Source organism: Mesorhizobium sp. B2-1-8 (assembly GCF_006442545.2).
Lineage (GTDB): Bacteria > Pseudomonadota > Alphaproteobacteria > Rhizobiales > Rhizobiaceae > Mesorhizobium.
Genome location: NZ_CP083952.1, coordinates 693077 through 715918, shown reverse-complemented (window position 1 = coordinate 715918; position 22842 = coordinate 693077). Strand labels below are relative to the sequence as shown.

General features: G+C 65.0%; 21 protein-coding genes. 7 read left to right on the top strand and 14 right to left on the bottom strand.

Translation table 11 applies throughout. The features are described from left to right. Positions 1–83 precede the first annotated feature (83 nt). The 6 genes from FJ970_RS03425 (at position 84) to FJ970_RS03400 (ending at position 5464) form a co-directional block, all read left to right on the top strand. On the top strand, positions 84–566 hold the full coding sequence (locus FJ970_RS03425; protein ID WP_140765553.1) for a hypothetical protein: 483 nt from the start codon (positions 84–86) through the stop codon (positions 564–566). A gap of 306 nt (positions 567–872) precedes the next feature. Further along, entirely contained in the window at positions 873–2081 is a 1209-nt protein-coding gene (locus FJ970_RS03420; RefSeq protein WP_140765551.1) for an ABC transporter substrate-binding protein, read from the top strand. 11 nt (positions 2082–2092) lie between these two features. After that, entirely contained in the window at positions 2093–2872 is a 780-nt protein-coding gene (locus FJ970_RS03415) for an ABC transporter ATP-binding protein (RefSeq protein WP_140765575.1), read from the top strand. After that, the gene (locus tag FJ970_RS03410; RefSeq protein WP_140765549.1) at positions 2865–3575 is read left to right on the top strand and encodes an ABC transporter ATP-binding protein; all 711 of its coding nucleotides are present in this window, start codon (positions 2865–2867) and stop codon (positions 3573–3575) included. The genes FJ970_RS03415 and FJ970_RS03410 overlap by 8 nt, the downstream gene beginning before the upstream one ends. A gap of 7 nt (positions 3576–3582) precedes the next feature. Continuing rightward, a complete protein-coding gene (locus tag FJ970_RS03405) occupies positions 3583–4470 on the top strand; it encodes a branched-chain amino acid ABC transporter permease (RefSeq protein WP_140765547.1) in 888 nt (295 codons plus the stop codon). 22 nt (positions 4471–4492) lie between these two features. Then, complete coding sequence (locus FJ970_RS03400; protein ID WP_227792148.1) at positions 4493–5464, top strand: branched-chain amino acid ABC transporter permease; 972 nt, start codon at positions 4493–4495, stop codon at positions 5462–5464. A gap of 37 nt (positions 5465–5501) precedes the next feature. Here FJ970_RS03400 and FJ970_RS03395 read toward each other — a convergent pair whose 3' ends face one another. The 8 genes from FJ970_RS03395 to FJ970_RS03360 all read right to left on the bottom strand — a co-directional run bounded on the left by FJ970_RS03395 (position 5502) and on the right by FJ970_RS03360 (position 14907). Beyond that, positions 5502–6395, bottom strand: coding sequence for an HNH endonuclease (locus tag FJ970_RS03395; RefSeq protein WP_140758848.1), 894 nt, complete (start codon positions 6393–6395; stop codon positions 5502–5504). 94 nt (positions 6396–6489) lie between these two features. Then, positions 6490–7470, bottom strand: a complete 981-nt coding sequence (locus tag FJ970_RS03390) for a 2-dehydropantoate 2-reductase (RefSeq protein ID WP_140758847.1) — start codon at positions 7468–7470, stop codon at positions 6490–6492. A gap of 67 nt (positions 7471–7537) precedes the next feature. Next, positions 7538–9058, bottom strand: coding sequence for an acyl--CoA ligase (locus FJ970_RS03385; RefSeq protein ID WP_181178599.1), 1521 nt, complete (start codon positions 9056–9058; stop codon positions 7538–7540). Positions 9059–9357: 299 nt separating this feature from the next. Continuing rightward, the gene (ggt, locus tag FJ970_RS03380; protein WP_140758845.1) at positions 9358–10944 is read right to left on the bottom strand and encodes a gamma-glutamyltransferase; all 1587 of its coding nucleotides are present in this window, start codon (positions 10942–10944) and stop codon (positions 9358–9360) included. Between the two features lie 48 nt (positions 10945–10992). Beyond that, complete coding sequence (locus FJ970_RS03375) at positions 10993–11793, bottom strand: ABC transporter permease (RefSeq protein WP_140758844.1); 801 nt, start codon at positions 11791–11793, stop codon at positions 10993–10995. After that, positions 11790–12716, bottom strand: a complete 927-nt coding sequence (locus tag FJ970_RS03370; protein WP_140758843.1) for an ABC transporter permease — start codon at positions 12714–12716, stop codon at positions 11790–11792. The genes FJ970_RS03375 and FJ970_RS03370 overlap by 4 nt, the downstream gene beginning before the upstream one ends. Further along, positions 12713–13798, bottom strand: a complete 1086-nt coding sequence (locus FJ970_RS03365) for an ABC transporter ATP-binding protein (protein ID WP_140758842.1) — start codon at positions 13796–13798, stop codon at positions 12713–12715. The genes FJ970_RS03370 and FJ970_RS03365 overlap by 4 nt, the downstream gene beginning before the upstream one ends. A 74-nt stretch (positions 13799–13872) precedes the next feature. Continuing rightward, positions 13873–14907: an ABC transporter substrate-binding protein gene (locus FJ970_RS03360; RefSeq protein ID WP_140758841.1), complete on the bottom strand. Its 1035-nt coding sequence runs from the start codon at positions 14905–14907 to the stop codon at positions 13873–13875. A gap of 215 nt (positions 14908–15122) precedes the next feature. On the opposite strand from FJ970_RS03360, the gene FJ970_RS03355 reads away from it, so the two are divergent. Further along, positions 15123–15824 (top strand): GntR family transcriptional regulator, encoded by a 702-nt coding sequence (locus FJ970_RS03355; RefSeq protein ID WP_181178597.1) that lies wholly within the window; start codon positions 15123–15125, stop codon positions 15822–15824. Between the two features lie 18 nt (positions 15825–15842). Here the strand turns inward: FJ970_RS03355 and FJ970_RS03350 are convergent, their stop codons facing one another. The 6 genes from FJ970_RS03350 to FJ970_RS03325 form a co-directional block, all read right to left on the bottom strand. Next, positions 15843–16784, bottom strand: a complete 942-nt coding sequence (locus FJ970_RS03350) for an alpha/beta hydrolase (protein ID WP_140758840.1) — start codon at positions 16782–16784, stop codon at positions 15843–15845. 216 nt (positions 16785–17000) lie between these two features. Then, positions 17001–17783 (bottom strand): carnitinyl-CoA dehydratase, encoded by a 783-nt coding sequence (locus FJ970_RS03345; RefSeq protein WP_140758839.1) that lies wholly within the window; start codon positions 17781–17783, stop codon positions 17001–17003. After that, positions 17776–19854: an acetate--CoA ligase family protein gene (locus tag FJ970_RS03340; protein WP_140758838.1), complete on the bottom strand. Its 2079-nt coding sequence runs from the start codon at positions 19852–19854 to the stop codon at positions 17776–17778. Before FJ970_RS03340 ends, FJ970_RS03345 begins: the two co-directional genes overlap by 8 nt. 85 nt (positions 19855–19939) lie before the next feature. Next, positions 19940–21103 (bottom strand): acyl-CoA dehydrogenase family protein, encoded by a 1164-nt coding sequence (locus FJ970_RS03335; RefSeq protein WP_140758837.1) that lies wholly within the window; start codon positions 21101–21103, stop codon positions 19940–19942. 4 nt (positions 21104–21107) lie between these two features. Beyond that, positions 21108–22202 (bottom strand): carnitine 3-dehydrogenase, encoded by a 1095-nt coding sequence (locus FJ970_RS03330; protein WP_140758836.1) that lies wholly within the window; start codon positions 22200–22202, stop codon positions 21108–21110. Continuing rightward, entirely contained in the window at positions 22199–22828 is a 630-nt protein-coding gene (locus FJ970_RS03325; protein ID WP_140758835.1) for an HD domain-containing protein, read from the bottom strand. Before FJ970_RS03325 ends, FJ970_RS03330 begins: the two co-directional genes overlap by 4 nt. Positions 22829–22842: the final 14 nt, after the last annotated feature.

The following is a 22842-nucleotide window of genomic DNA, read 5'->3' as shown; positions in this document are numbered from 1 at the left end:
TCGTGAAGGCATGCGGGTTGATCCGGCGGCCTGCTTGCCTAGGTAGAGAGGGCGGCCGGGCGCCACGCGATCTCAATATCGGTATGACATTTTCCTGCATTCGAAAGCTTGCCCTCTCTGGTCTCATCGTCGTCGTCCAGTCTTCCTGCGTCGTTCCCGACGACACGTCGCGCATCGCCAAGGTCGATCCCACGGCGGCAGCGGCCCGCAAGGAGATGGTCGGCCTCAGTGAAGCCGACGTTCGAATGTGCGCGGGGTTTCCGACCGCCACCGCGGATGTCGGTCAGTCCGGGCAGATCTGGACCTACAAGCGCGTCGTCCAGCGCGGCAATCTCAGCGTCGTCGTTCCTGCCTTGGCCGTCGGGGCGATCCCGACGGTCGGCGGTTCCGTCAATGTCGCTCCCGGCGGTTACTGCGACACGCAGGTTCGCATGGTCGGCGGCCACGTCGCCGAAGTTGCCTATGCCGGCGACAACAATCTGCCGAACAGGCGCGACGCGCTTTGTGTCTCAACCGTGGATGCTTGCGTAACCTATGCCCGCCAACACAGGCCGGCGGCCAAATAGCGGCGGCGGATTTAGGAAATCCCCAGCGCCAGCCGCCGGATCGGCGAGGCCCCGCTGAAACTGGCGGTGAGTGATGCCGGCAACGGCCATCTGGTCGCGGCCGGGGGTTGAAGCCGTCCAGGCTCAAACAAGCTCGGTGTGTCGCCGGCCGAGCTTCACATATTCGTGTCACACGCCATGGGGTCGGCCTTGCCGCCATGAAATCCGCGGCCGCCCCTTGCCCTTCCGCCTCATTTTCCTAATGTGCTTGCGGATGACGATCGTTGAGGGCGGCCGGATTCATCCACACTGGGAGGAAATAAACTCATGAAGCTATGCTATGTCGTTTCCGCCGCGCTGCTCGCGGCCACCGCGATTCCCGCCTCGGCCGCCGAGATTTCCGATGGCAAGGTCAAGATCGGCATCCTCAACGACCAATCCGGCGTCTATGCGGATTTCGGCGGCAAATGGTCGGTCGAGGCGGCCAAGATGGCGGTCGAGGATTTCGGCGGCAAGGTGCAGGGAGCACCGGTCGAGATCATCAGCGCCGACCACCAGAACAAGCCCGATATCGCCTCCAACATCGCACGCCAGTGGTACGACACCGAACAGGTCGATGCCATCATGGAGCTGACGACCTCTTCGGTCGCGCTCGCCGTGCAAGGGATCTCCAAGGAAAAGAAGAAGATCGACATCGTCACCGGTGCGGCGACCACCGAGCTCACCGGCAAGCAGTGCTCGCCCTACGGCTTCCACTGGGCCTATGACACCCATTCGCAGGCTGTGGGCACCGGCGGCTCGCTGGTGCAGCAGGGCGGCGACAGCTGGTTCTTCGTCACCGTCGACTATGCGTTCGGCTATTCGCTGAAGGAGCAGACCGCCAAGTTCGTCGAGAGCCATGGCGGCAAGGTGCTGGGCGAGGTGCGTTATCCCCTCGGCGCGACCGATTTTTCGTCCTTCCTGCTGCAGGCGCAATCGTCGGGCGCCAAGGTCATCGGGCTGGCCAATGCCGGCCTCGACACCTCCAATTCCATCAAGCAGGCGGCCGAGTTCGGCATCGTGCAGGGCGGCCAGCGCCTGGCCGCACTCCTGTTCACGCTGGCCGAGGTGCATGGGCTCGGCCTGCAGGCGGCGCAAGGCGTCGTGCTGACCGAGGGCTATTACTGGGACCGCGACGACAAGAGCCGCGAATTCGGACAGCGCTTCTTCAAGCGCACCAACCGCATGCCGAACATGATCCAGGCCGCGACCTATTCGGCGGTGACGCAGTATTTGAAGGCGATCGACAAGGCCGGCACCGACGAGACCGAAGCGGTCGCCAAGCAATTGCATTCGCTGCCGGTGAACGACGTCTTTACCGCCAATGGCAAGGTCCAGGCCGACGGCAACATGGTCCACGACATGTATCTTTACCAGGTCAAGGCGCCCAGCGAGAGCACCAAGGATTGGGATTACTACAAATACCTCGCCACCATTCCCGGCAAGGAAGCCTTCCTGAGCGAAAAGGAAAGCGGCTGCCCGACGGCGGCCCAGTGACCGGCGCGGCCATGGTGCCGCCTGATCCGAGCGCGGAAGAGCCGCGGGTGGTGCTTTCCGCCCGCGGCCTGCGGCGTGACTTTGCCGGCTTCGTCGCCGTCAGGAATGTCGACCTGGATGTCCGCCATGGCAACATCCATGCCCTGATCGGCCCCAACGGCGCCGGCAAGACCACCGTCTTCAACCTGCTGACAAAATTCCTGGCGCCGACCAGCGGCAGGATCGACCTGCTCGGCCACGACATCACCCGCACGCCGCCGGCCAGGGTGGCGCGGATGGGGCTGGTGCGCTCGTTCCAGATATCGGCGATCTTTCCGCACCTCAGCGTGCTCGACAATGTGCGCGTCGCGCTGCAGCGGCCGGCCGGGCTCGGCGTGCAGTTCTGGCGCTCGCTGGCGGCGCTCGACCGGTTGACCCCGCGCGCCATGGAGCTGCTGCGCTCCGTCGGCCTCGACGATGCGACGAACAGGCTGGCCGGCGATCTTTCCTATGGCAGGAAGCGCGTGCTCGAGATCGCCACGACGCTGGCGCTCGATCCCAAAGTGCTGCTGCTGGACGAGCCGATGGCCGGCATGGGCCATGAGGACGTGGCCACGGTTTCCGCCCTCATCCGCTCGGTGGCGAGCGACCGCGCGGTATTGATGGTCGAGCACAATCTGACCGTGGTGGCCGATCTCTGCGACTGGATCACGGTGATGCAGCGCGGCGAGGTGCTCGCGGCCGGCGACTACGCCACCGTCAGCCGCGACGAGCGCGTGAAGGTCGCCTATATGGGCACCGCCGATGACTAGCCCCGCGCCCCTGCTTGCGGTCAGCGGTCTCAACGCCTGGTATGGCGAAGGCCATGCGCTGCACGGCGTCGACCTCGAAGTGTTTGCCGGCGAAACGGTGACGTTGCTCGGCCGCAACGGCGTCGGCAAGACGACGACATTGCGTGCCATCATGGGCCTGATCCGCCGGCGAACCGGGAAGGTCGTCTTCGACGGCGCCGACCTGATGCGGCTGCCGCTGCACCGCACCGCGCACCAGGGCATCGGCTTCGTGCCGGAGGAACGCGGCATCTTCTCGACGCTGACCGTCGACGAGAACCTGGTGCTGCCGCCCGTCGTCGCCCCGGGCGGCATGAGCGTCGAGGAAATCTTCGATCTCTTCCCCAATCTGAAGGAGCGGCGCAACAGCCCGGGCACGCGGCTGTCGGGCGGCGAACAGCAGATGCTGGCGATCGCGCGCATGCTGCGGACCGGCGTCAAGATGCTGCTCTTGGACGAACCGACCGAGGGACTCGCGCCTGTCATCGTCCAGCGCATCGGCGAGCTGCTGGCGACGTTGAAAAAGCGCGGCATGACCATCCTGCTGGTCGAACAGAATTTTCGCTTCGCCAGCCGTGTCGCCGACCGTTTCTACCTGATGGAACACGGCAAGGTCGTGGCCGGATTTCCGACCGGCGAACTGGCGGACCGCATGACGCTGCTCCACGAAATTCTGGGTGTATGATGACGCCATGACGATGATCTTCGGCATCCCCATCCAGGCATTGCTCGGCCAGTTGCTGGTCGGCCTGATCAACGGCTCCTTCTACGCCATGCTGAGTCTGGGCCTGGCGGTGATCTTCGGCCTGCTGCGCGTCATCAATTTCGCTCATGGCGCCCAATATATGCTCGGCGCCTTCGTCGGCTATCTCCTGCTCACCCATCTCGGCATCGGCTATTGGCCGGCGCTGGTCCTGGCGCCGCTGATCGTCGGCCTGTTCGGCGTCGTCGTCGAACGCCTGGCGCTGTCCAGGCTCTACGACACCGATCCGCTCTACGGCCTGCTCTTCACTTTCGGCCTCGCGCTCGTGCTCGAAGGCATCTTCCGCTACTATTACGGCGTGTCGGGAAACCCCTACGCCGTGCCGCCGCTGCTGGCGGGCGGCACCAATCTCGGCTTCATGTTCTTGCCCAACTATCGCGGCTGGGTGGTGGTCGCCTCGCTGATCGTCTGCTTCGGCACCTGGGCGCTGATAGAGAAGACCAGGCTCGGTTCCTACCTGCGCGCCGCAACCGAAAATCCCCGTCTCGTCCAGGCCTTCGGCGTCAACGTGCCGTTGCTTTTGACCCTCACCTACGGCCTTGGCTCCGCGCTGGCCGGGCTCGCCGGTATCCTGGCCGCGCCCGTCTATCAGGTCAGCCCGCTGATGGGATCGGATCTCATCATCGTCGTCTTCGCCGTCGTCGTTGTCGGCGGCATGGGATCGATCCTCGGCGCCATCGTCACCGGCTACATGCTCGGCCTGGCCGAAGGTCTGACCAAGGTTTTCTATCCCGAGGCCTCCAACCTGGTGGTCTTCGTCATCATGGCGATCGTGCTTTTGGTCCGGCCGGCCGGCCTGTTCGGAAGGGACGCCTGACATGGCGGAAGAAACATCCGACATGGCCGAGCTGACACTGCGCGAGGCATCGGCCAAACCCTCGGCAAGGCTCGAATGGGTGCTGGTCGGGCTCGGCATCCTGGCGTTGCTGGCGGCGCCGTTCTTCGTCTACCCGATCTTCCTCATGAAGATGCTGTGTTTCGCGCTGTTTGCCTGCGCCTTCAATCTCCTGCTCGGCTATACCGGCCTGCTGTCGTTCGGCCATGCCACCTTCTTCGGCGGCGCCGCCTACTTCACCGCGCATGCCGTCAAGGTCTGGGGCTGGCCGCCGGAGGCCGGCATCCTGCTCGGCATGGCGGGCGCCGCACTGCTCGGCCTCGTCATGGGCTTCTTCGCCATTCGCCGGCAAGGCATCTATTTCGCCATGATCACGCTGGCGCTGTCGCAAATGTTCTTCTTCTTCTGCGTGCAGGCGACGTTCACGCAAGGCGAGGACGGCATCCAGGGCGTGCCGCGCGGCGTCCTGTTTGGCGTCCTCGACCTCAACGCCCCGATGAACATCTATTATTTCGTGCTTGTCGTGGTCCTGCTCGGCGTCTTCGCCATCTGGCGCATCGTCAATTCGCCCTTCGGCATGATCCTGCGCTCGATCCGCGAAAACGAGAACCGCGCCATTTCGCTTGGCTATTCCGTAGCCAGCTACAAACTCGGCGCCTTCGTCATGTCGGCGGCGCTGGCCGGGCTCGCGGGCTCGCTGAAGGCGATCGTCTTCCAGTTCGCCACGCTCACCGACGTCACCTGGCAGATGTCGGGCGAGGTGATCCTGATGACGCTTCTGGGCGGCATCGGCACCATGGTCGGCCCGATCATCGGCGCCAGCCTCGTCGTCGGCCTGGAAAACACGCTGGCCACATCAGGTTTCCCGGTGACCATCGCCACCGGGCTGATCTTCATGGTCTGCGTGCTGGTGTTTCGGCGCGGGATTGTGGGGGAGGTATATGCGCGGGTGCTGGGGCGGGTGGGGAAGGGGTGAGGGGTGGAAGTCGTTCCAACGCGGTAATGCGGAACCATCACCGCTTGAAGCAGTGCTCGCGGTGCCATTGCAGGAAATGAGGATGAGGACGTTCAAGCTGTCGACGGGGTGTAAGCGCCCGGCCTGACTTGTTGACGAACGCCCTTACGCTCTCAGGATCATTGACCTGTCGTGAAATCAGGATTTCCAGATCATCATTTAGGCCGATCAATCCGCGATCGAACATCCAATGCGCTGTGCCGGAGAGTGCAATGCCGTTGCTGACAATATCTGGCCCGCTCGCTTCGACAGGTCGAATATGGGCTGCGGCAACCTCCGCACGGCCACGACCATTTATCAGCTTAAGTCCCGTGATCGCACAGCGTTCGTCATATGCGCGCAAAACGATGCGGCGGAAAATGCGGTCCCGTACAATCCTTGATCCGACATAAGCGACACGGTCGCGGCTCTGCTCGAACTGGAATGGAACCTGCTCCTCTTCAAACTCAAAACCGATCTCATCGACACGCGGCAGGAGCGGCTCGTTCTCGTTCAATCCAAGATCGACAATTCGGTTGAAATCGCTCGGGCTGAGCGGACGAACCGCCGATTGGGCGCGACCAGAAATCTGCCCTTCATCATTGAGCAACCCTCGCTCTACGAGCCCATCCATCCCGCTGAACGGAACCGGATTGACGAAATCGAGGTAACTTCCCGGTTCGATGAGAGCGAGGTACATGCCCTGAATCGCAGGATCACGGATGACCTGCTGCACCTTGGCCATGGCGAAATAGCCCCGAGTCTCCGCGATCTTCCGAGGCTCGTAGTAGATGATCCAGCCACCGACGCATGCCTCGACGCGACGCAGATACTGGCTTGGGAACTGATATTGCTCCGCCGGGCTGTCGTCGTAGATCGAATCTGAGCGATGAATAAAAACCCCGAATCCCATGGTCGTCGAATACTAAAGTTTTTGAAGGTATGCATTTCTTTGAATCTGCGGATTTACCGTTCGGCGAATGGGCTGTTACCTGTTCAGCCCACCCTCACCCATAACACCCCCGCTCCACCGCCAGCCTCCTCACCAGCGCCAGCACCCCATCGATAGCCGGCGTTGGCTTGCCCGTCAGCCGCCCGAGCTCCTGCACCGCGCCCACCAGCGCATCGATTTCCATCGGCCGGCCGCGTTCCAGGTCTTGCAGCATCGAGGTCTTGTGTTCGCCGACGTCGCCGGCGCCCTTGATGCGGCGGTCGACGTCGATGGGGAAGCGCACGCCGAGGCTTTCGCCGATCGCCTGCGCTTCCAGCATCATGGTGCGGGCGAGCGTGCGGGTGCCCTCGTCGGCGACGATCGCGGCCAGCGTGCTGCCGGTCAGCGCCGAAATCGGGTTGAAGGAGAGGTTGCCCCAGAGTTTTATCCAGATCTCTGCGCGTATGTCGTCGCGCACCGGCGCCTGCAGCCCGGCCTTGACCATCTCCCCGGCCAGAAGCGTGGCCCGTTCGCTCTTCTCGCCCGAGGGTTCGCCGAGCGAGAAGCGCCTGCCCTCGACATGGCGGATCAAGCCGGGCGCGTCGACCTCGACGGCGGGGTAGACCACCGCGCCGATGACGCGCCGCGGGCCGAGCCGGTCCCATATCGTGCCGCCGGGGTCGACCTGATGCAGCCTTGTGCCTTCGAGCGCGCCGCCTGCCTTGTAGAAATACCACCAGGGCACGCCGTTCTGCATGGTGACGACCGATGTGTGGTCCCCAAGCAGCGGTGCGATCTGGTCGAGCGCGGGCGCGACGGAATGCGCCTTCAGCGCCAGCACGACGTAATCCTGCGCGCCGAGCTCTTCCGCCTTTGCGGCGGCGCGGACGGGGGCGGTCGTCTCCTTGCCGTCCTCGATCAGGCGCAGGCCATTTGCCCTGATCGCTTCGAGATGCGCGCCGCGTGCGACGATCGACAGGTCGGTGCGGCCGGCAATGGCCAGCTTGGCCGCGAGATAGCCGCCGATGGCGCCGGCGCCGAAGATGGTGATCTTCATCGTAGTGAGCCTTTGATTCTATGCATGTCGCTATCTCGGAACCGAGGACACTTCCAAGCGACATGCATTAGAGCCCGAGCTTGGCGGCAAGCCCGATGCGCTGCAGCTTGCCGGTCGCGCCCTTGGGGATCTCGTCCAGGATCAGCACCTTGCGCGGCACCTTGAAGTCGGCGAGCCGCATCGCGGCGTGGGCGCGGATGTCGCCCTCGGTGGCGCTCATGCCTTCGCGCAGCACCACGGCCGCCGCCACCTCCTCGCCGAGCTTGTCATGCGGCATGGCGAAGGTGACGACCTGCGCCACCGCTGGGTGATCCATAAGCACGTCGTCGACCTCGAGCGGCGAGATCTTTTCGCCGCCGCGGTTGATGATTTCCTTCAGCCGGCCGGTGACGCGGAGATAACCGTCCTCGTCGAGCACGCCCTGGTCGCCGGTATGGAACCAGCCATGCGCGAAGGCCGTGGCGTTGGCATCCGGGTTCTTCTCGTAGCCTGACGTGACATTGGGGCCGCGAATGACGATCTCGCCGGTCTCGCCTGGTTCGAGCAGCCGCCCGTCCGGCGCCATGACCGCCACTTCCGGCCCGCCCGCCGCACCGACGCTGCCCGGCTTGCGCAAGCCCGGCGGCAGCCGGTTCGACGCCATCTGGTGCGCGGCCTCGGTCATGCCGTAGGACTCGATGACCGGGCAGCCGAAGGTCGCTTCGAGTTCGGCCATCACCTGCGCCGGCAGCGATGCCGAGGACGAGCGGATGAAACGCAGGCGTGCCGCCGCCAGCACGTCCGGATTGCGCGCCGCGCGCGCCAGGATCGCCTGGTGCATGGTCGGCACGGCCGTGTACCAGCTCGGTTTCGCGTCGCCCAACCACTGGAAGAAGCGCAACGCATTGAAGCCCGGCGTGCAATGGATGCTGCCGCCTGAGGCCAGCGAGGACAGCACCGCCGCGATCAGGCCGTGGATGTGGAACAGCGGCATGATGTTGAGGCAACGGTCATCCGCCGTCAGGCCGAGCGTCGCGCCGATATGGCGGGCGGAGGCCGCGACATTGGCATGGCTGAGCGGCACCAGCTTGGGCCGCGACGTGGTGCCTGAGGTGTGCAGGAACAGCGCGATGTCGCCGTCCCCAGCCATGGCGGGCGCCGCTTGCGGGCCAACCGCCTCGCCCTCGATGGTGAAGCTGCCGGCCGGCGCGCCAGCAGGCACGATGAGCCGCAGCACGCCGATGCCGAGGCGCTCGGCCACCGTCACCGCTGGTCCAGTCTCGGTCTCCGCGACCAGGATCGCCTTGGCGCCGATGTCGGTCAGGTAGAAATCGAGCTCGTCGGCCCGGTAGGCCGGATTGAGCGGCGCCGTCGCCGCCGTGGCAGCGACCGCGATGAAGGCCGTCGCCATCTCCGGCCCGTTCGGCAGCACGATCGCCACCCGGTCGCCCCGGCCGATGCCCAGTGCGTGGAGCTGTGTGGCGGTGGCGGCGATCAGCGCGCGCAGGCCGCCATGGGTGAGCGTGGGTCTGTCGGGTGCCAGGATGGCAGGCGCATCGTCGGCGCCGGCGACGAGGCGGCGGGAGAGGTCTGAGTGGGTCTGGTTCATGGTCACCGGCTATGTTTCAGACGAGTGGTTGTGAATGTCCAGTCGACGTTGGCGCCGCCCCTCATTGCCCTACCGGGCATTTCTCCCCGTATAGTGACGGGGAGAAAGGGGCTGCCGCCGATGGCTTCGCCGACTGCCAGCGTTGCCAAGAAAGCGCCGAGGGACCGGCGCGCCCCTCTCCCCGTCACTATACGGGGAGAGGATGCCGGCAGGCAGGTGAGGGGCGGCGCCAGCGCCTGAAAAGTAGCGACCAGCGCCACACCTGCCCATCTGCGCCTCGCCACCGCCTCGCCCATCCCTCAATACCCCAGCGCCATCCCATCCTTGCGTGGGTCCGAGGCGCCCGTCAGCGTTCCCTTCTCCCAGTCGATCAGCACCGCCTGGCCGCCGCCGAGCGGGTGGTTCGGCTCGGTGATGGCGTGGCCGCGCCGGCGCAGGCCTTCGATCGCCTCGGCGGGCACGTTGCGCTCCGCTTCCACCATGCCGTCATTGTAGAACACGCGCGGCGCGTCGAGCGCCTGCTGCGGGTCCATGCCGAAATCGATCATGTTGGTCAGAAGATGGACATGGCCGAACGGCTGGTAGCCGCCGCCCATGACGCCGAACGGCATCACCACGCGGCCGTTCCGCGTTGCCATGCCGGGCATGATGGTGTGCATCGGCCGCTTGCCGGGCGCGATGGCATTGGGGTGCGCCGGGTCGAGGCGGAAGCTCGAGCCGCGGTTCTGCAGCACCACGCCGGTCTTCGGGCCGACGACGCCGCTGCCGAACGAATAATAGGTCGAGTTGATGAACGAGACCGCGTTGCGGTCGCGGTCGACGATGGAGATGTAGACCGTGTCGCTGCCTGGCAGCTGGACATCCGGAAGATGGGTCATGGCGCGCTCGCGGTCGATCTCGGTGCGCAGCCGATCGGCATAGGCGGCCGACAGGAGCTCCCTCACCGGCACCGGGACACGGTCCTGGTCGCCGACGAAACGATCGCGGTCGCGATAGGCCAGCCGCCCGGCTTCGATCTCCAGGTGCAGGCGCTCGGCGCCGTTCGGGTCGAGCTCGCCGAGCCTGAAGCCCGACAGCACGTTCAGCATCAAAAGCGCCGTCAGGCCCTGGTTGTTCGGCGGCATCTGGTGGATCTCGTGGCCACCATAGCTGACGCTGACCGGCGCCACGTAGTCGCCCCGGGCCGCGGCGAAATCCTCATGCGAATGCAGTCCGCCCAATTCCTTGAGCCGGCGCACCATGTCGTCGGCGACCGCGCCCTCGTAGAATCCGGCGCGGCCCTGTCTGGCAATGATCCGCAACGTCGCGGCAAGCTCCGGCTGCCGGTGCACGTCGCCAGCCGTCGGCACCTTGCCGCCCGGCAGGAAGATGCGCGCGCAATGTTCGTCGGCGGAAAGATCGATTTCCGGGTCGGCCCAGTCGAAGGCGACGCGGTCGTGCACGACATAGCCGTTCTCGGCATAGTGGATCGCTGGCGCCAGCACCTCGGCGATGCCCTTGCGGCCATGGTCCTCCAGCAGCCGGCACCATGCGTCGATGGCGCCTGGCACGGTGACGGGATGCGGCCCTTGGAGCGGGATGCGGTCGAAACCCTTTTCCAGATACCAGTCGACGGTCGCGGCCGCCGGCGCCCGGCCGGAGCCGTTGAAAGCCAGCACCTCGCTTTGTCCGTTGGGGCAATAGAGGACAAAGCAATCGCCGCCTATCCCGGTCGATTGCGGCTCGACCACGCCCTGCACGGCGGCGGCGCAGATGGCGGCATCCATGGCATTGCCGCCGGCGCGCAGCATCTCGATGGCCGCAAGCGTCGAGAGCGGATGCGATGTCGCGGCAATCGCTTCGGTGGCACGAACCGGCGAGCGGCCGGGAAACTGGAAATCACGCATCTGGTCTGGATATCCTTGAGGCACTTGAAGCGAATGGATCCGATGAAATCAATGCCGCCGGCCGAAGATCTGCGCCAGCGACAACAGCAGCACCGACAGCACGATCAGGCAGGTCGAGATGGCGGCGATGGTCGGGTCGATCTGGTCGCGCAGCGCGTTGAACATGCGGCGCGTCAGGGTCGTGGTGTCGCCGCCCGAGATGAACAGCGAGACGACAACTTCGTCGAAGGAGGTGATGAAGGCAAACAGCGCGCCAGAGACGATCGAAAAGCGGATCTGCGGCATCGTCACCTGCCAGAAGGCAGCGATGCGCCCCGCGCCCAGGCTGCGCGCCACCCGCTCCTGGTTCATGTCGTAGGAGCGCAGGCCCGACAGCACCGTCAGCACCACAAGCGGCAGCGCCTGCACCGTATGCGCGATGACCAGGCCGGTCAGCGTGTTGTTGAGGCCGATGCGCGCATAGAGGAAGAAAGTGCCGATGCCGACCAGGATCACCGGGATGATCAGCGACGCGGTGAGCAGCGCGTTGATGGTGCCGTTGAAGCGCAGCGTGCCCCTGTTGATCGCGTAGGCCGCCGCGGTGCCGAGCGGCGTCGCCACCAGCGCGGTCATGATAGCGACCTTGACCGACACGATGGTGGCGTCACGCCATTCCAGCGACTGGAAATAGCTTTGGTACCAGCGCAGCGACCATTGCTGCGGCGGGAATTGCAGCAGTGTCGAATCCGAAAACGACATGATGACGATGATGACCGACGGCGCGATCAGGAAGGCAAGCACGAGGCCGCCGAGGCCGTAGAGCCACAGGCGTTGCCGGTGCGAGATCGGCAGGCCGATACTGTCACTCATCGCGAACTCCATACGCCGGTGGCGCGCGCACCGAGCAGCCACTGGAACAGGCCGAGCAGCGCCAGCGTGACCACCAGCAGCACCACGCCGAGCGCCGCACCCGCGCCCCAGTTGGAATAGAGGCTGGTGGTCTGTTCCATGCGCATCGCCCACATCACCACCTTGCCGCCGCCCATCAGCGCCGGCGTGACGAAGAAGCCGAGGCAGAGCACGAAGACGATGACCACGCCCGAGGCGAGGCCGGGCAGCGACAGCGGAAAGAAGATCTGCCGGAAGGTCGCGGCCGGGCCGGCGCCGAGATTCATGCCGGCGCGCAGGCAGTCGGTGTCGATCGTCTTCATCGAGGCGTAGAGCGGTAAAACGAGAAACGGCAGCAATATGTGCGTCATGCCGATGACCACGCCGGAAAGATTGTTGGCGAGCGACAGCGGCCGACTGATCACGCCGAGATCGATCAGCCAGCTGTTGATCAGGCCCTTGCGCTGCAGGATCACCAGCCAGGCATAGGTGCGCACCAGTACCGAGGTCCAGAACGGCAGGATGACGAAGATCAGGCAGATCGACGCCGCCCGGCGCGGCAGCTGCGACAGCATGTAGGCCAGGGGATAGCCCAAAAGCACGCAGGCGCCGGTGACGATGAAGGCGACCTTGAAGGTGGTGATGAAGGTCTTGATGTAGGAGGCCTGCTCGAAGAAGCGTGCGTAATTGGCGGCGCTGAAGGCACCGGTCTCGTCGAACAGCGACAGCCAGAACAGCCAGCCGATCGGCACGATGATGATGGCGCAGACAAGGAACAGGCTCGGCGCCAGCAGCGCCAGCAGCCGCAATGACTCGCGCCGCGCATCGGCGCGCAAAGCCTGCGCGTTGAGGTCCTGCCCCGCCGGGCCGGCAGTCTCGTTCAGCAGGGCGGATTGCGCGCTCATCCCTCGGCCGCCACCAGGATCGTGTCTTTTGCATCGAGGCCGAGCATGATCGGCTGGCCGGGCGCGGGCAGCCTTGCCAGCACGTCGCTGCGGCAATAGTCGCGCAGCGTCAGCTGGCGGCCGTCGCTCAGGCTGGCGTAGCAGACGAAACTGTCGCCCTGGTAGATGATGTCGCTGACCGTCGCATCGAGCACATTGATGCCGGTCGACGGCTCGCCTGCCATGACCAGCCGCAGCTTTTCCGGTCGCACCACCATCAGATGCGGGCCCGCCAGCGGCGTCGGTGCCGCGGTCTGGATGCGCCTGTCCTGGTACCAGACCGACCCGTTGCGGCTTTCGACCGGGATGAAATTCGATTCGCCGATGAAGCCGGCTACGAATTGCGTCTTCGGCGCGGCATAGAGGGTTTCGGGCTTGTCGAGTTGTTCGATGCGGCCAGCATTCATCACGGCGATGCGGTCCGACATGGTGATGGCTTCGCGCTGGTCGTGCGTGACATAGACCGTGGTCATGCCAAGACGGCGATGAAGCGCGCGCAGTTCGATCTGCATATGTTCGCGCAGGCCCTTGTCGAGCGCCGAGAGCGGTTCGTCCATCAGCACGATGCGCGGCTCGAAGACGATGGCGCGCGCCAGCGCCACGCGCTGGCGCTGGCCGCCGGAAAGCTGGTCGACGCGGCGCTCGCCCAGCCCCTGCAGCTTCACCAGCTCCAGCGCCTTCTCCACCCGCTGCGCCGTCTCGGCGGCCGCGACGCTGCGTTGCTTCAGCGGGAAGGCGATGTTGTGGAAGACGTTCATATGCGGAAACAGCGCATAGTTCTGGAACACCATGCCGATGTTGCGCCTGTGTGGCGGCGTGGTGATGATCTCGTCGCCGCCGACCTTGATGCTCCCGCCATTGGCTCTGACGAAACCGGCCAGGATCATCAGCAGCGTCGTCTTTCCCGATCCGGAGGGGCCGAGCAGCGTCAGGAACTCGCCGGCCTCGACATCGAGGTTCAGGTCGCGCAGCACCGGCACGCTGCCAAATCGTTTCTCGATCCGGCGCATGCTGATCGGCAGCGCGGATGGTGCAATGGACAAGATCGTTTTCTCCCGGGCAGAGACTGAAGGAGCGGGGCGGCGCTGGCACCGCCCCGCAATGTCAGGGTTCCGGCCTATTGCTGGATCAGATTGTTGAACTTTTCCGTCGCCTCGACGAGGGTGTCGCGCCAGAACCCGGCATCCTGCAACACCTGCTTCTTGACGTTCTCCGGCGCCGAGTTGATGTCCTTGATCCGTTCCGGCGGGATCTTGCCGGTCTCGAAGGCCTTCTCGTTGACCGGCCCATTGTCGACATAGAGCGGCAGATTGGCCTGCAGCTGCGGGCTGACGAACATGGCCAGCGCCTTCATCGCCGCTTCCTTGTTCTTGGCGCCCTTGGGGATGACCATGCAGTCGGCGGTGAGCACGCCCTGGTCGAAGGAGAAGCTGACCGGCGCGCCTGTCTTCTTCAGGGTGCCGGCGCGTCCGTTCCAGATGCTCGCCATGTCGACTTCGCCGTCCTTCACCAGTTGCATGGCCTGGGCGCCGGAGGTCCACCAGGCGTCGACATGGCCACGGATCTTGTCGACCGATTTCAGCGCCCCGTCGATGTCGACGGGATAGACCTTGTCGATCGGCAGGCCGGAAGCGAGTGCGGCGACACTCAGCGTCTCCGTTGCCTGGCTGCTGCTCAGCGCGCGCCGTCCCGGGAACTTTTCCACGTTCCAGAAGTCGGCCCAGGTCTTCGGACCCTTGTCGCCGAAGACGTCGGTCCGGTAGATCAGCACGACGGAGGTGTAGGAAATGCCGACCCAGTCGTCATGCACCAGCTTCGGGTTGATGCCGCTCTTGTCGATGACGCCGTAATCCAGCTTCTCGAACAGCCCTTCCTTCGAGCCGCGCGCGCATTCGTCGGCGCCGAGCTCTGTGATGTCCCATTTCACGGCATTGCCGGTCACCTGCAGGCGCACGTCGTCGAGGCCGTTGGTGGTGTCTTCCTTGATGGTGATGCCGAGCGCATCGGCGGTCGGCTTGAAGAAAGCCTTGGTCTCCGCCTCCTGGTAGGTGCCGCCCCATGAGGCGACGGTGATCGTGTCGGCGGCGACGGCGGGCGCTGCCACGGAGGCAATGAGGCCGGCTATCGCGAAAGTTCTGAAGGTCCTGTTCATTTCGGTTCTCCGACCGGTGTTCCCATTTGTTTTTGATTTGGCATGCGATTTTGTATACAATTTCGAATGTAGCCGAGAGATCGGTGTTGTCAACTGCGATGGGCGCGATCAGTTGGACGGTGGGGACGGCGCCGCAGGGCGTGGCAAATTGCGCCGACTGCGACTACAAACGAGGCAATGCCCGGCCAAAGCGGCCGGAGAACTGGGAACGGAACTTGGCCAAGGAAACCAAAAACACCCTGCGCGACTCGGTCTATTCCGCGCTCAAGGCGATGATCGTGACCGGCCAGATCCCGCCGGGCTCGCGCGTCACCGAAACCGATATCGCGGCGAAACTCAATGTCAGCCGCACGCCCGTGCGCGAAGCCTTCAACCGGCTGGAGCGCGACGGGCTGGTCACCGGCCGGCCGCGCCAGGGCTATGCCGTTACCGAGTTCGACATCAACATGTTCCGTGAGGCCTTCGACATCCGTGAACTGCTCGACGGCCATGCGACGGAATTGGCGGCGGTCGCCGCGACCGACAAGGACAAGGCGCGGCTGCGCGCCATGCTGGCCGAATGCGAGCGGCTGGCCGCCATTCCCGATCGCACGACGCGCGAGAAATTCCAGGAGCTGGAAGTCGGCATCGACCTGCACCGCGTCATTGCCGAAATCAGCGGCAATGCGATGCTGCACGGCATGCTGTGCAGCATCCTCGACAAGTGCCAGCATTATGTCTGGACCGAACTGTTGTGGCTCGACGAATGGAAGATCGCCCGCGACGAGCATGCCGAGATCGTCGAGGCGATTTGCGCCGGCGACGCCGTCAAGGCCGGCGCCCTGGCCCGCGCCCATGTCCGCGGCTCGCGCGAGAACGTGCTGCGCCTGCTGCAGGCGAAATCGGACTATCAGAGTTTTCTGGCCAAGGCGTCCTGAGCGGGACGGTTGTTGCCCTCACCAGGTCCAGCCGCCTTTTCCGAGCGTGGCCACCGCGTCGACGATCCGGGTGAAGCTGGTGCGGGCGCGGCCGACGCTGTGCCGGGCCCTGAGATAGCCGTGCACCAGGCCGGGTTCCTCGAACCAGGCGGCGCGCCCGCCTGCCGCGACGATGCGGTCGCGATAAGCCTCGCCATCGGACGACAGCGGGTCGCACTCGGCGGTAATCAGCACGGACGGCGGCAGGTTGGCGAAATCGGCATCGGCCAGCGGCGACAACGTGATGTCACCGGTCTGGTCGACGCCCCCGGTGCGGATGTGCTTGTAGAATTCGAGGTCGCGCACCGTCAGCATCGGCGCTTCGGCATGCCTCACATAGGAGCCGCGCGAGCGATCGCCGCCGAGGCCGGGATAGATCAGCACCTGGCCGATCGGCTTCTTCGCATGGCCACGCGTGGCGTGTGCAACGGCGGCGCAAAAATTGCCGCCGGCGCTGTCGCCGCAGAGCACCACCGGGCGGTCGTAGCTCCCTGCGGCCCATTCGAAGGCGCTCATCGCGTCATCGAAAGCGGCTGGATGCAGGTGGTCCGGCGCCAGCCGGTAGTCGACCGAGACCACCTCATGACCGGTGCGGCCGCAAAGCTCGGCGCAGACATCGTCATGGCTGTCCAGCCCGCCGAGCATGAAGCCACCACCATGGATATAGAGCACCATGGCGGCATGGTCCGACGTCGCGTTGCGATAGATGCGGATTGGTATGGTGTTGGCGGGTGTGGTGATGGCGGTCGTCTCGGCCGTCACGCCTTGCGGATAGCCGGCAAAGAACTCGCGGCACATGCGGTCATAGATCGCGCGCTGCTGGGCAATCGTGTAGTCGATCGTATCGGGCGGATAGTAGGAGTTGGTCCGCTCGATGAAGGCCCAGGTTTCGGCGTCGATGAGGGTTTTGTAGTCGGTCATGAAGGGAGCCCGGACAGCAATGAATGCGCCCAGGCGCCCCCCTCTGGCCTGCCGGCCATCTCCCCCTCAAGGGGGGAGATCGGATGTCGTCTCGGCTTTCGCCAACCTCCAACGTTTCCGGAAGAGCGCTGTCGGCAACACCGCAAATCTCCCCCCTTGAGGGGGAGATGCCCGGCAGGGCAGAGGGGGGTGCCTGGCGCCATCATCTCCGCAGCGTCACTTCCCCTTCCACACCGGCTCGCGCTTTTCGGCGAAGGCGCGGAACCCTTCCATACCGTCCTCCGACCCATAGAGCGCATCGACCGTTGGCAACTGCCGGCGTGTCACCTTGTTCATCGCATCCTGGAAGGTCAGCGATTCCGCCACCCGCGCCGTCTCCTTGATCGCTGCGAAGACCAGCGGCGGGCCGCTGGCGAGCAGGCGGGCGATCTCCCAGACGCGGTCCTCGAGCTTTTCCTTGGGCAGCACCTCGTTGACCAGGCCCCAGCGATGCGCCTCGGCGACATCCATCCAGCGGCCGGTGAGCAACAGGTCCATGGCGACATGATAGGGGATTCGCTTCGGCAGCTTGATCGTCGCGGCATCGGCAAGCGTGCCGGCGCGGATCTCGGGCAGCGCGAAGGAGGAATGATCCGACGCGTAGATGAGGTCGCAGGACAGCGCCAGCTCGAAGCCGCCGCCGACCGCCATGCCGTTGACGCAAGCGATGACCGGCTTGTTCAGGTCGCGCAGTTCCTGCAGGCCGGCAAAGCCGCCGACGCCATAGTCACCATCGACCGGGTCGCCGCCGGCGGCGGCCTTCAAGTCCCATCCGGCGCAGAAGAACTTGTCGCCCGCGGTCTTGACGATGGCGACGCGCAACTCCGGATCGTCGCGGAACGCTTTGAAGGTCTCGCCCATCAGCCGCGAGGTCTTCAGGTCGATCGCGTTGGCCTTGGGGCGGTCGAGCGTGACCTCGAGAATCGAACCTTCGCGGCGGGTCGAAATGACGTCAGACATTCTTGTTTTCTCCCAGCACCAGCAGCGCGTCGGCGATCCAGGCGCCCTTGCCCTGCGTGCAGACGATCAGCGGATTGATGTCGAGTTCCTCGATCTCGCCGGCATTCTCCTGCACGAAGCCGGCGATGCCCGCGATGGCGTCGATAGCAGCCTGGACATCGGCCTTCGGCCGGCCGCGATAGCCTTCGAGCAGCGGGAACAATTTCAGCCCGCGCAGCGCGGCTTCGATGTCGTCGCGGGTCGCCGGCAGCATCAGCGTGACGCTGTCGCGCAGCAATTCGACCAGCACGCCGCCGGTGCCCAGCGTCATGACAGCGCCGAACATCGGGTCGCGGGTGAAGCCGACGATCAATTCGGCGACGCCGTCGCGCACCATGCGTTCGACATAGAGCCCGGTGCCGAGCGGCAGCAAGTCATGCGCCGCCGTGCTGACCGATTCGGCGTCCTTGAGGTTGAGGCTGACGGCGCCGACCTCGGACTTGTGGGTGACACCCAGCGCCTTTAGGGCGACGGGGAAGCCGAGCGCCATGGACGAGATCACCGCCTCGACCGCATTGCCGGCCCGCTCGCCTTTCGGCACGGGAAGCCCGGCCTTGATCAGCCGCGCCTTGGCTTCGGCCTCGTCAGGCGTAACGCGCGGCGCATCGGATGCGCCGGCAGCCCTCGTATCCACTGGCTGCGCCTGCGGTTCGCGCCAGGCCCAGCCGATGAAGGCCGCCGCCTGCGCGGCGTCCATCGCCTCGGAAATGCCGAACAGCGGCACCATGCCCCGCGCCATCAACTCGGCGGTGTATTCCTCCGGCAGGTTCTCCGGCAGCGAGGAAACGATCGCGCCATGCGCATTGTTGGTCTTCAGCGCCGATTCGAAGGCGCGCAGCGTCGCCCACCAGTCGGTCACCGTGCAGCGGTCGGGGCGCGGAAAATCGAGCACCAGCATGTTGAGGTCGAAGCCGCCCGACACCATGGCGGTGAAGGTGGCGGTCATCGCCGGCTCGTTGTTCCAAATGAAGGTGTGGTAGTCGAGCGGGTTGGCCACCGCGACCAGCGGCCCGAGCGTCGATTTGACATGGGCGCGATGGGTGTCCGTCAGCACCGGGAAGTTGACCCAGCGCCCTTCGGCGCTGTCGGCCATGACCGATGCCTCGCCGCCCGAACAGCTCATCGATGAGAGCCTGTAGCCGGGCAGCGGGCCGGTGATGTGCAGCAGCTTCAGCGCCTCGATGAAGGCGGGGATGGAATCGACACGCGCAATGCCGAGCCGCCTCAGGAAGGCGCCCGAGGCCGCGTCCGAGCCGGCAAGCGAGGCGGTGTGCGAGACCGTCGCCTGCCGCGCCTGTTCGGAGCGGCCGACCTTCATGGCGATGATCGGTTTCTTCAGCTCCCGCGCCCTGGCCGCCAGACGCTCGAAGCCGGCTACCGAATCGAAGGCCTCGATGTGCAGTCCAAGCGACGTCACGCGTTCGTCCTCGATCAGGCCGAGCGCCATTTCGGACAGGCCGGTCTGCGCCTGATTGCCGGCGGTCATCAGGAAGGCGATCGGCAGGCCGCGCTTCTGCATCGTCATGTTGATGGCGATGTTGGAGGACTGGGTGATGATGGCGACGCCCTTGCCGCCCTCGCCCAGCCTGATGCCGCCATGCTGGTCGGGCCACAAAAGCGCACCGTCGGCATAGTTGATCAGGCCGTAGCAATTCGGCCCGATGATCGGCATCTGGCCGGCGGCGGCGACCAATTCGGCCTGCAGCCGTTCGCCGTCCTCGTCATAGGCTTCGGTCTCGAGGAAGCCGGCGGCAAAGCAGACGGCGCCGCCGGCGCCGCGCTCGGCCAGCGCCTTGATCACCTCGATGGTCAGGTGCCGGTTGACGCCGACAAAGGCCGCGTCGGGCGCGCCAGGCAGATCCGCGACCGAGCGGTAGGCCTTGCGTCCGGCAACCTCGTCCTTGGTCGGGTGTACCGGCCAGATCTCGCCGGCAAAGCCCATCTTGATCGATTGCGCGACGACGGCGGCGGCCTGCACGCCGCCGAACACGGCGATCGATTTCGGGCGCAGGAGACGTTCGAGTTTATGCATGGTCATCTTTTCGTTTGAGCGCGATCTCAGGACAAACGATCTCGTTTGCCCGACAAAACCGGATGCCGGCTTTGGCTATCATGCTCTAAGCGCCGAACGGACGCAGCAGCGCCCGCGAAATAATATGTCGCTGAATCTCCGAAGTGCCTTCCCAGATGCGCTCGACGCGGGCATCGCGCCAGATGCGTTCCAGCGGCAGGTCGTCCATCAGCCCCATGCCGCCATGGATCTGGATCGCCTCGTCGGCAACGAAGGCGAGCATTTCGGTGGCCTTCAGCTTGGCCATGGCCATGTCCTGGTCGGTGACGGTGCCCTGATCGTACTTCCAGCCGGCTTCGAACACCATCAGGTCGGCGGCCTTGAGTTCCGTCGCCATGTCGGCGAGCTTGAACGACACGCCCTGGAACTTGCCGATCTGTTGGCCGAACTGCTGGCGCTGCGCGGCGTATTCGACGGCATGGCCAAGCGCCCGCTCGGCGCGGCCGAGGCAGGTGGCGCCGACCTGCAGGCGCGTGGCGCCGAGCCAGGAATTGGCGACGTCGAACCCCTTGTGCGCCTCGCCGAGCACCTGGCTTGCCGGCAGGCGGCAATCATCGAACTCGAGGATGGCGTTGGTGTAGCCGCGATGCGAGACGTTGCGATAGCCGTCACGCACCGTGAAGCCCTTGGTGCCCTTGTCGACGAAGAACGCGGTGATCTTCTTGCGTTTTCCACGCGGCGAATCCTCTTCGCCCGAAGCCATGAAGACGATGGCGAAATCGGCCAGATCGGCGTGCGAGATAAAATGCTTGGTGCCGTTCAGCACCCAGTCGTCGCCTTCCTGCACGGCGGTTGCCTTCATGCCGCGCAGGTCGGAGCCGGCGCCCGGCTCGGTCATCGCCAGGCAGTCCCATTTCTCACCACGGATGCAGGGGAAAAGATACTTTTCGCGCTGCTCCGGCGTGCCGGCGAGCAGGATGTTGGATGGGCGGGCAACGCAGGTCCAGTGCAGCGCGTAATTGGCCCGGCCGAGCTCCTTTTCGTAGAGCAGCCAGGTCACCGTATCGAGCCCCGCGCCGCCGACATCGGCCGGCATGTTGGCGGCATAGAGCCCGGCCTCGATCGCCTTGGCCTTGATCTCCTCGATCAGCTCGCGGCGAAGCACGCCGGTGCGCTCGACCTCGCGTTCATGCGGATAAAGCTCGTTCTCGACGAAGGCGCGCGTCGTCTCGACAATGAGCTTCTGCTCTTCCGAAAGACCAAAATCCATGGTCTCAGCCCTTCTTCTTTTTCTTCGGTTTTTCGGCTTTCTTCACCGGCTTGGCGGCCCTGGCCTGTTCCGCTGCCTTTGAAGCCACCGGCTTCTTCGCCGCCAGCTTGGCCAGTTGCTTCGTATAGTCCTTGTGCAGCGCGCCGGCGCCCCAGCCCTTGCCCTTGTTCTGCTTCGACAGCGCATCCATGATCGCGACGAGATTGTCGTCGCGGATCTTTTCCAGCTCGCGGATCGACAGGCCGTGCGCCTGGTCGTCCGACTGGGTGGCGATCAGGTCGACCAGCTCGTCGTTGAACTCCGGCACGTCCATCAGCTTGGTCCACGGCCATTTCAGGCACGGCCCGAACTGCGCCATGAAGTGGCGCATGCCGGCTTCGCCGCCGGCGACACGATAGACCTGGAACATGCCCATCTGCGCCCAGCGCAGGCCGAAGCCATAGCGCATGATGTCGTCGAGTTCCTCGACCGTGCAGATGCCGTCCTTGATCAGCCATAGCGCCTCGCGCCAGGCGGCTTCGAGCAGGCGGTCGCCGACGAAGGCCTCGATCTCCTTGCGGATGACGACCGGCTTCATGCCGATCGAGGCGTAGATTTCCTTGGCGACCTCGATGGCTTCCGGAAAAGTCTGGTCGCCGCCGACGATCTCGACCAGCGGCAGCAGATAGACCGGGTTGAACGGATGGCCGACGACCAGCCGTTCAGGATGCTTCTTCATCGCCACCTGCATGTCGGTCGGCTTGATGCCGGAGGTCGAGGAGCCGACGATGGCGTTGGCAGGCGCATGGCTGTCGATCTCGGCCAGCACCTTGTGCTTGAGGTCGAGCCGTTCCGGCACGCTCTCCTGGATGAAATCGGCGTCGGCCACCGCTTCGGCGATCGTCTTGGCGAAGGTCAGCTTGCCCTCTTTGGGCAGACCGCCGGGCACCATCTGCTTGTAGGCGCGGCGCGCGCCCTTCATTACTTCCGAGACCTTGCGCGAGGCCTCCGGGTCGGGATCGAAGATCGAGACGTCGATGCCGTTCAAGAGCAGCCGTGCCACCCAGCCGGCGCCGATGACGCCGCCGCCAATGGCGGCCGCCTTGTTGATGATGCTCATTGAGAGGCTCCGGTTCTTGTCCTGGCGGTTTCGGGATCGGTGAGAGGCACGCGCTCGCCGGCGCGGATGACTGATGGGTCGTAGGCCTTACGAGCGAAGACTTCGAGCACGAAGGGCCGGAAGAATTCGATCGGCAGCGTGTCATAGTCGGGATCGAAGCTCGACTGGTCCCAGCGCTCGCAAAACGCATCGCAATCGTCGAAATAGGCATGGCCGGCGAAGCGGTCGCGCGCATGGCGGTTGCCGCCGAGATGATGGGCGTAATAGAGGCGCTGGAAATCGCCATGCTTCTCCACCACCCAGGTGCATTGCTCCCGCACGAAGGGCTTCAGGATCGACGCGGCGTATTCGTCATGATTGTAGGGCGCGTAGATGTCGCCGATGTCGTGCAGCAGCGCACAGGCGATCCAGTCGGTGTCGGCGCCATCGCGCCAGGCGCGCGTTGCCGCCTGCAGCGAATGCCCGAGCCGAGTAATCTTGTAGCCGGACAGGCCCTCGTCGAGCTGCACCAGGGCGTCGAGCAGCCGCTCGCCGGTCCTGGCCGCATAGTCGATTTCATGGGCGGTCAGGAACTCGTAGTCGTCCCTGTCGCCATCCTTCATCGCGGTGAATTTGACGGTAGTCATATCAACCCTCCCTG

What these genes read in the sequence shown, in the direction of transcription:
- FJ970_RS03425 (WP_140765553.1), top strand. Translation starts at nt 84, where the DNA reads ATGACATTTTCCTGCATTCGAAAGCTTGCCCTCTCTGGTCTCATCGTC.
- FJ970_RS03420 (WP_140765551.1), top strand. Translation starts at nt 873, where the DNA reads ATGAAGCTATGCTATGTCGTTTCCGCCGCGCTGCTCGCGGCCACCGCG.
- FJ970_RS03415 (WP_140765575.1), top strand. Translation starts at nt 2,093, where the DNA reads ATGGTGCCGCCTGATCCGAGCGCGGAAGAGCCGCGGGTGGTGCTTTCC.
- FJ970_RS03410 (WP_140765549.1), top strand. Translation starts at nt 2,865, where the DNA reads ATGACTAGCCCCGCGCCCCTGCTTGCGGTCAGCGGTCTCAACGCCTGG.
- FJ970_RS03405 (WP_140765547.1), top strand. Translation starts at nt 3,583, where the DNA reads ATGACGATGATCTTCGGCATCCCCATCCAGGCATTGCTCGGCCAGTTG.
- FJ970_RS03400 (WP_227792148.1), top strand. Translation starts at nt 4,493, where the DNA reads ATGGCCGAGCTGACACTGCGCGAGGCATCGGCCAAACCCTCGGCAAGG.
- FJ970_RS03395 (WP_140758848.1), bottom strand. Translation starts at nt 6,395, where the DNA reads ATGGGATTCGGGGTTTTTATTCATCGCTCAGATTCGATCTACGACGAC.
- FJ970_RS03390 (WP_140758847.1), bottom strand. Translation starts at nt 7,470, where the DNA reads ATGAAGATCACCATCTTCGGCGCCGGCGCCATCGGCGGCTATCTCGCG.
- FJ970_RS03385 (WP_181178599.1), bottom strand. Translation starts at nt 9,058, where the DNA reads ATGAACCAGACCCACTCAGACCTCTCCCGCCGCCTCGTCGCCGGCGCC.
- ggt (WP_140758845.1), bottom strand. Translation starts at nt 10,944, where the DNA reads ATGCGTGATTTCCAGTTTCCCGGCCGCTCGCCGGTTCGTGCCACCGAA.
- FJ970_RS03375 (WP_140758844.1), bottom strand. Translation starts at nt 11,793, where the DNA reads ATGAGTGACAGTATCGGCCTGCCGATCTCGCACCGGCAACGCCTGTGG.
- FJ970_RS03370 (WP_140758843.1), bottom strand. Translation starts at nt 12,716, where the DNA reads ATGAGCGCGCAATCCGCCCTGCTGAACGAGACTGCCGGCCCGGCGGGG.
- FJ970_RS03360 (WP_140758841.1), bottom strand. Translation starts at nt 14,907, where the DNA reads ATGAACAGGACCTTCAGAACTTTCGCGATAGCCGGCCTCATTGCCTCC.
- FJ970_RS03350 (WP_140758840.1), bottom strand. Translation starts at nt 16,784, where the DNA reads ATGACCGACTACAAAACCCTCATCGACGCCGAAACCTGGGCCTTCATC.
- FJ970_RS03345 (WP_140758839.1), bottom strand. Translation starts at nt 17,783, where the DNA reads ATGTCTGACGTCATTTCGACCCGCCGCGAAGGTTCGATTCTCGAGGTC.
- FJ970_RS03340 (WP_140758838.1), bottom strand. Translation starts at nt 19,854, where the DNA reads ATGCATAAACTCGAACGTCTCCTGCGCCCGAAATCGATCGCCGTGTTC.
- FJ970_RS03335 (WP_140758837.1), bottom strand. Translation starts at nt 21,103, where the DNA reads ATGGATTTTGGTCTTTCGGAAGAGCAGAAGCTCATTGTCGAGACGACG.
- FJ970_RS03330 (WP_140758836.1), bottom strand. Translation starts at nt 22,202, where the DNA reads ATGAGCATCATCAACAAGGCGGCCGCCATTGGCGGCGGCGTCATCGGC.
- FJ970_RS03325 (WP_140758835.1), bottom strand. Translation starts at nt 22,828, where the DNA reads ATGACTACCGTCAAATTCACCGCGATGAAGGATGGCGACAGGGACGAC.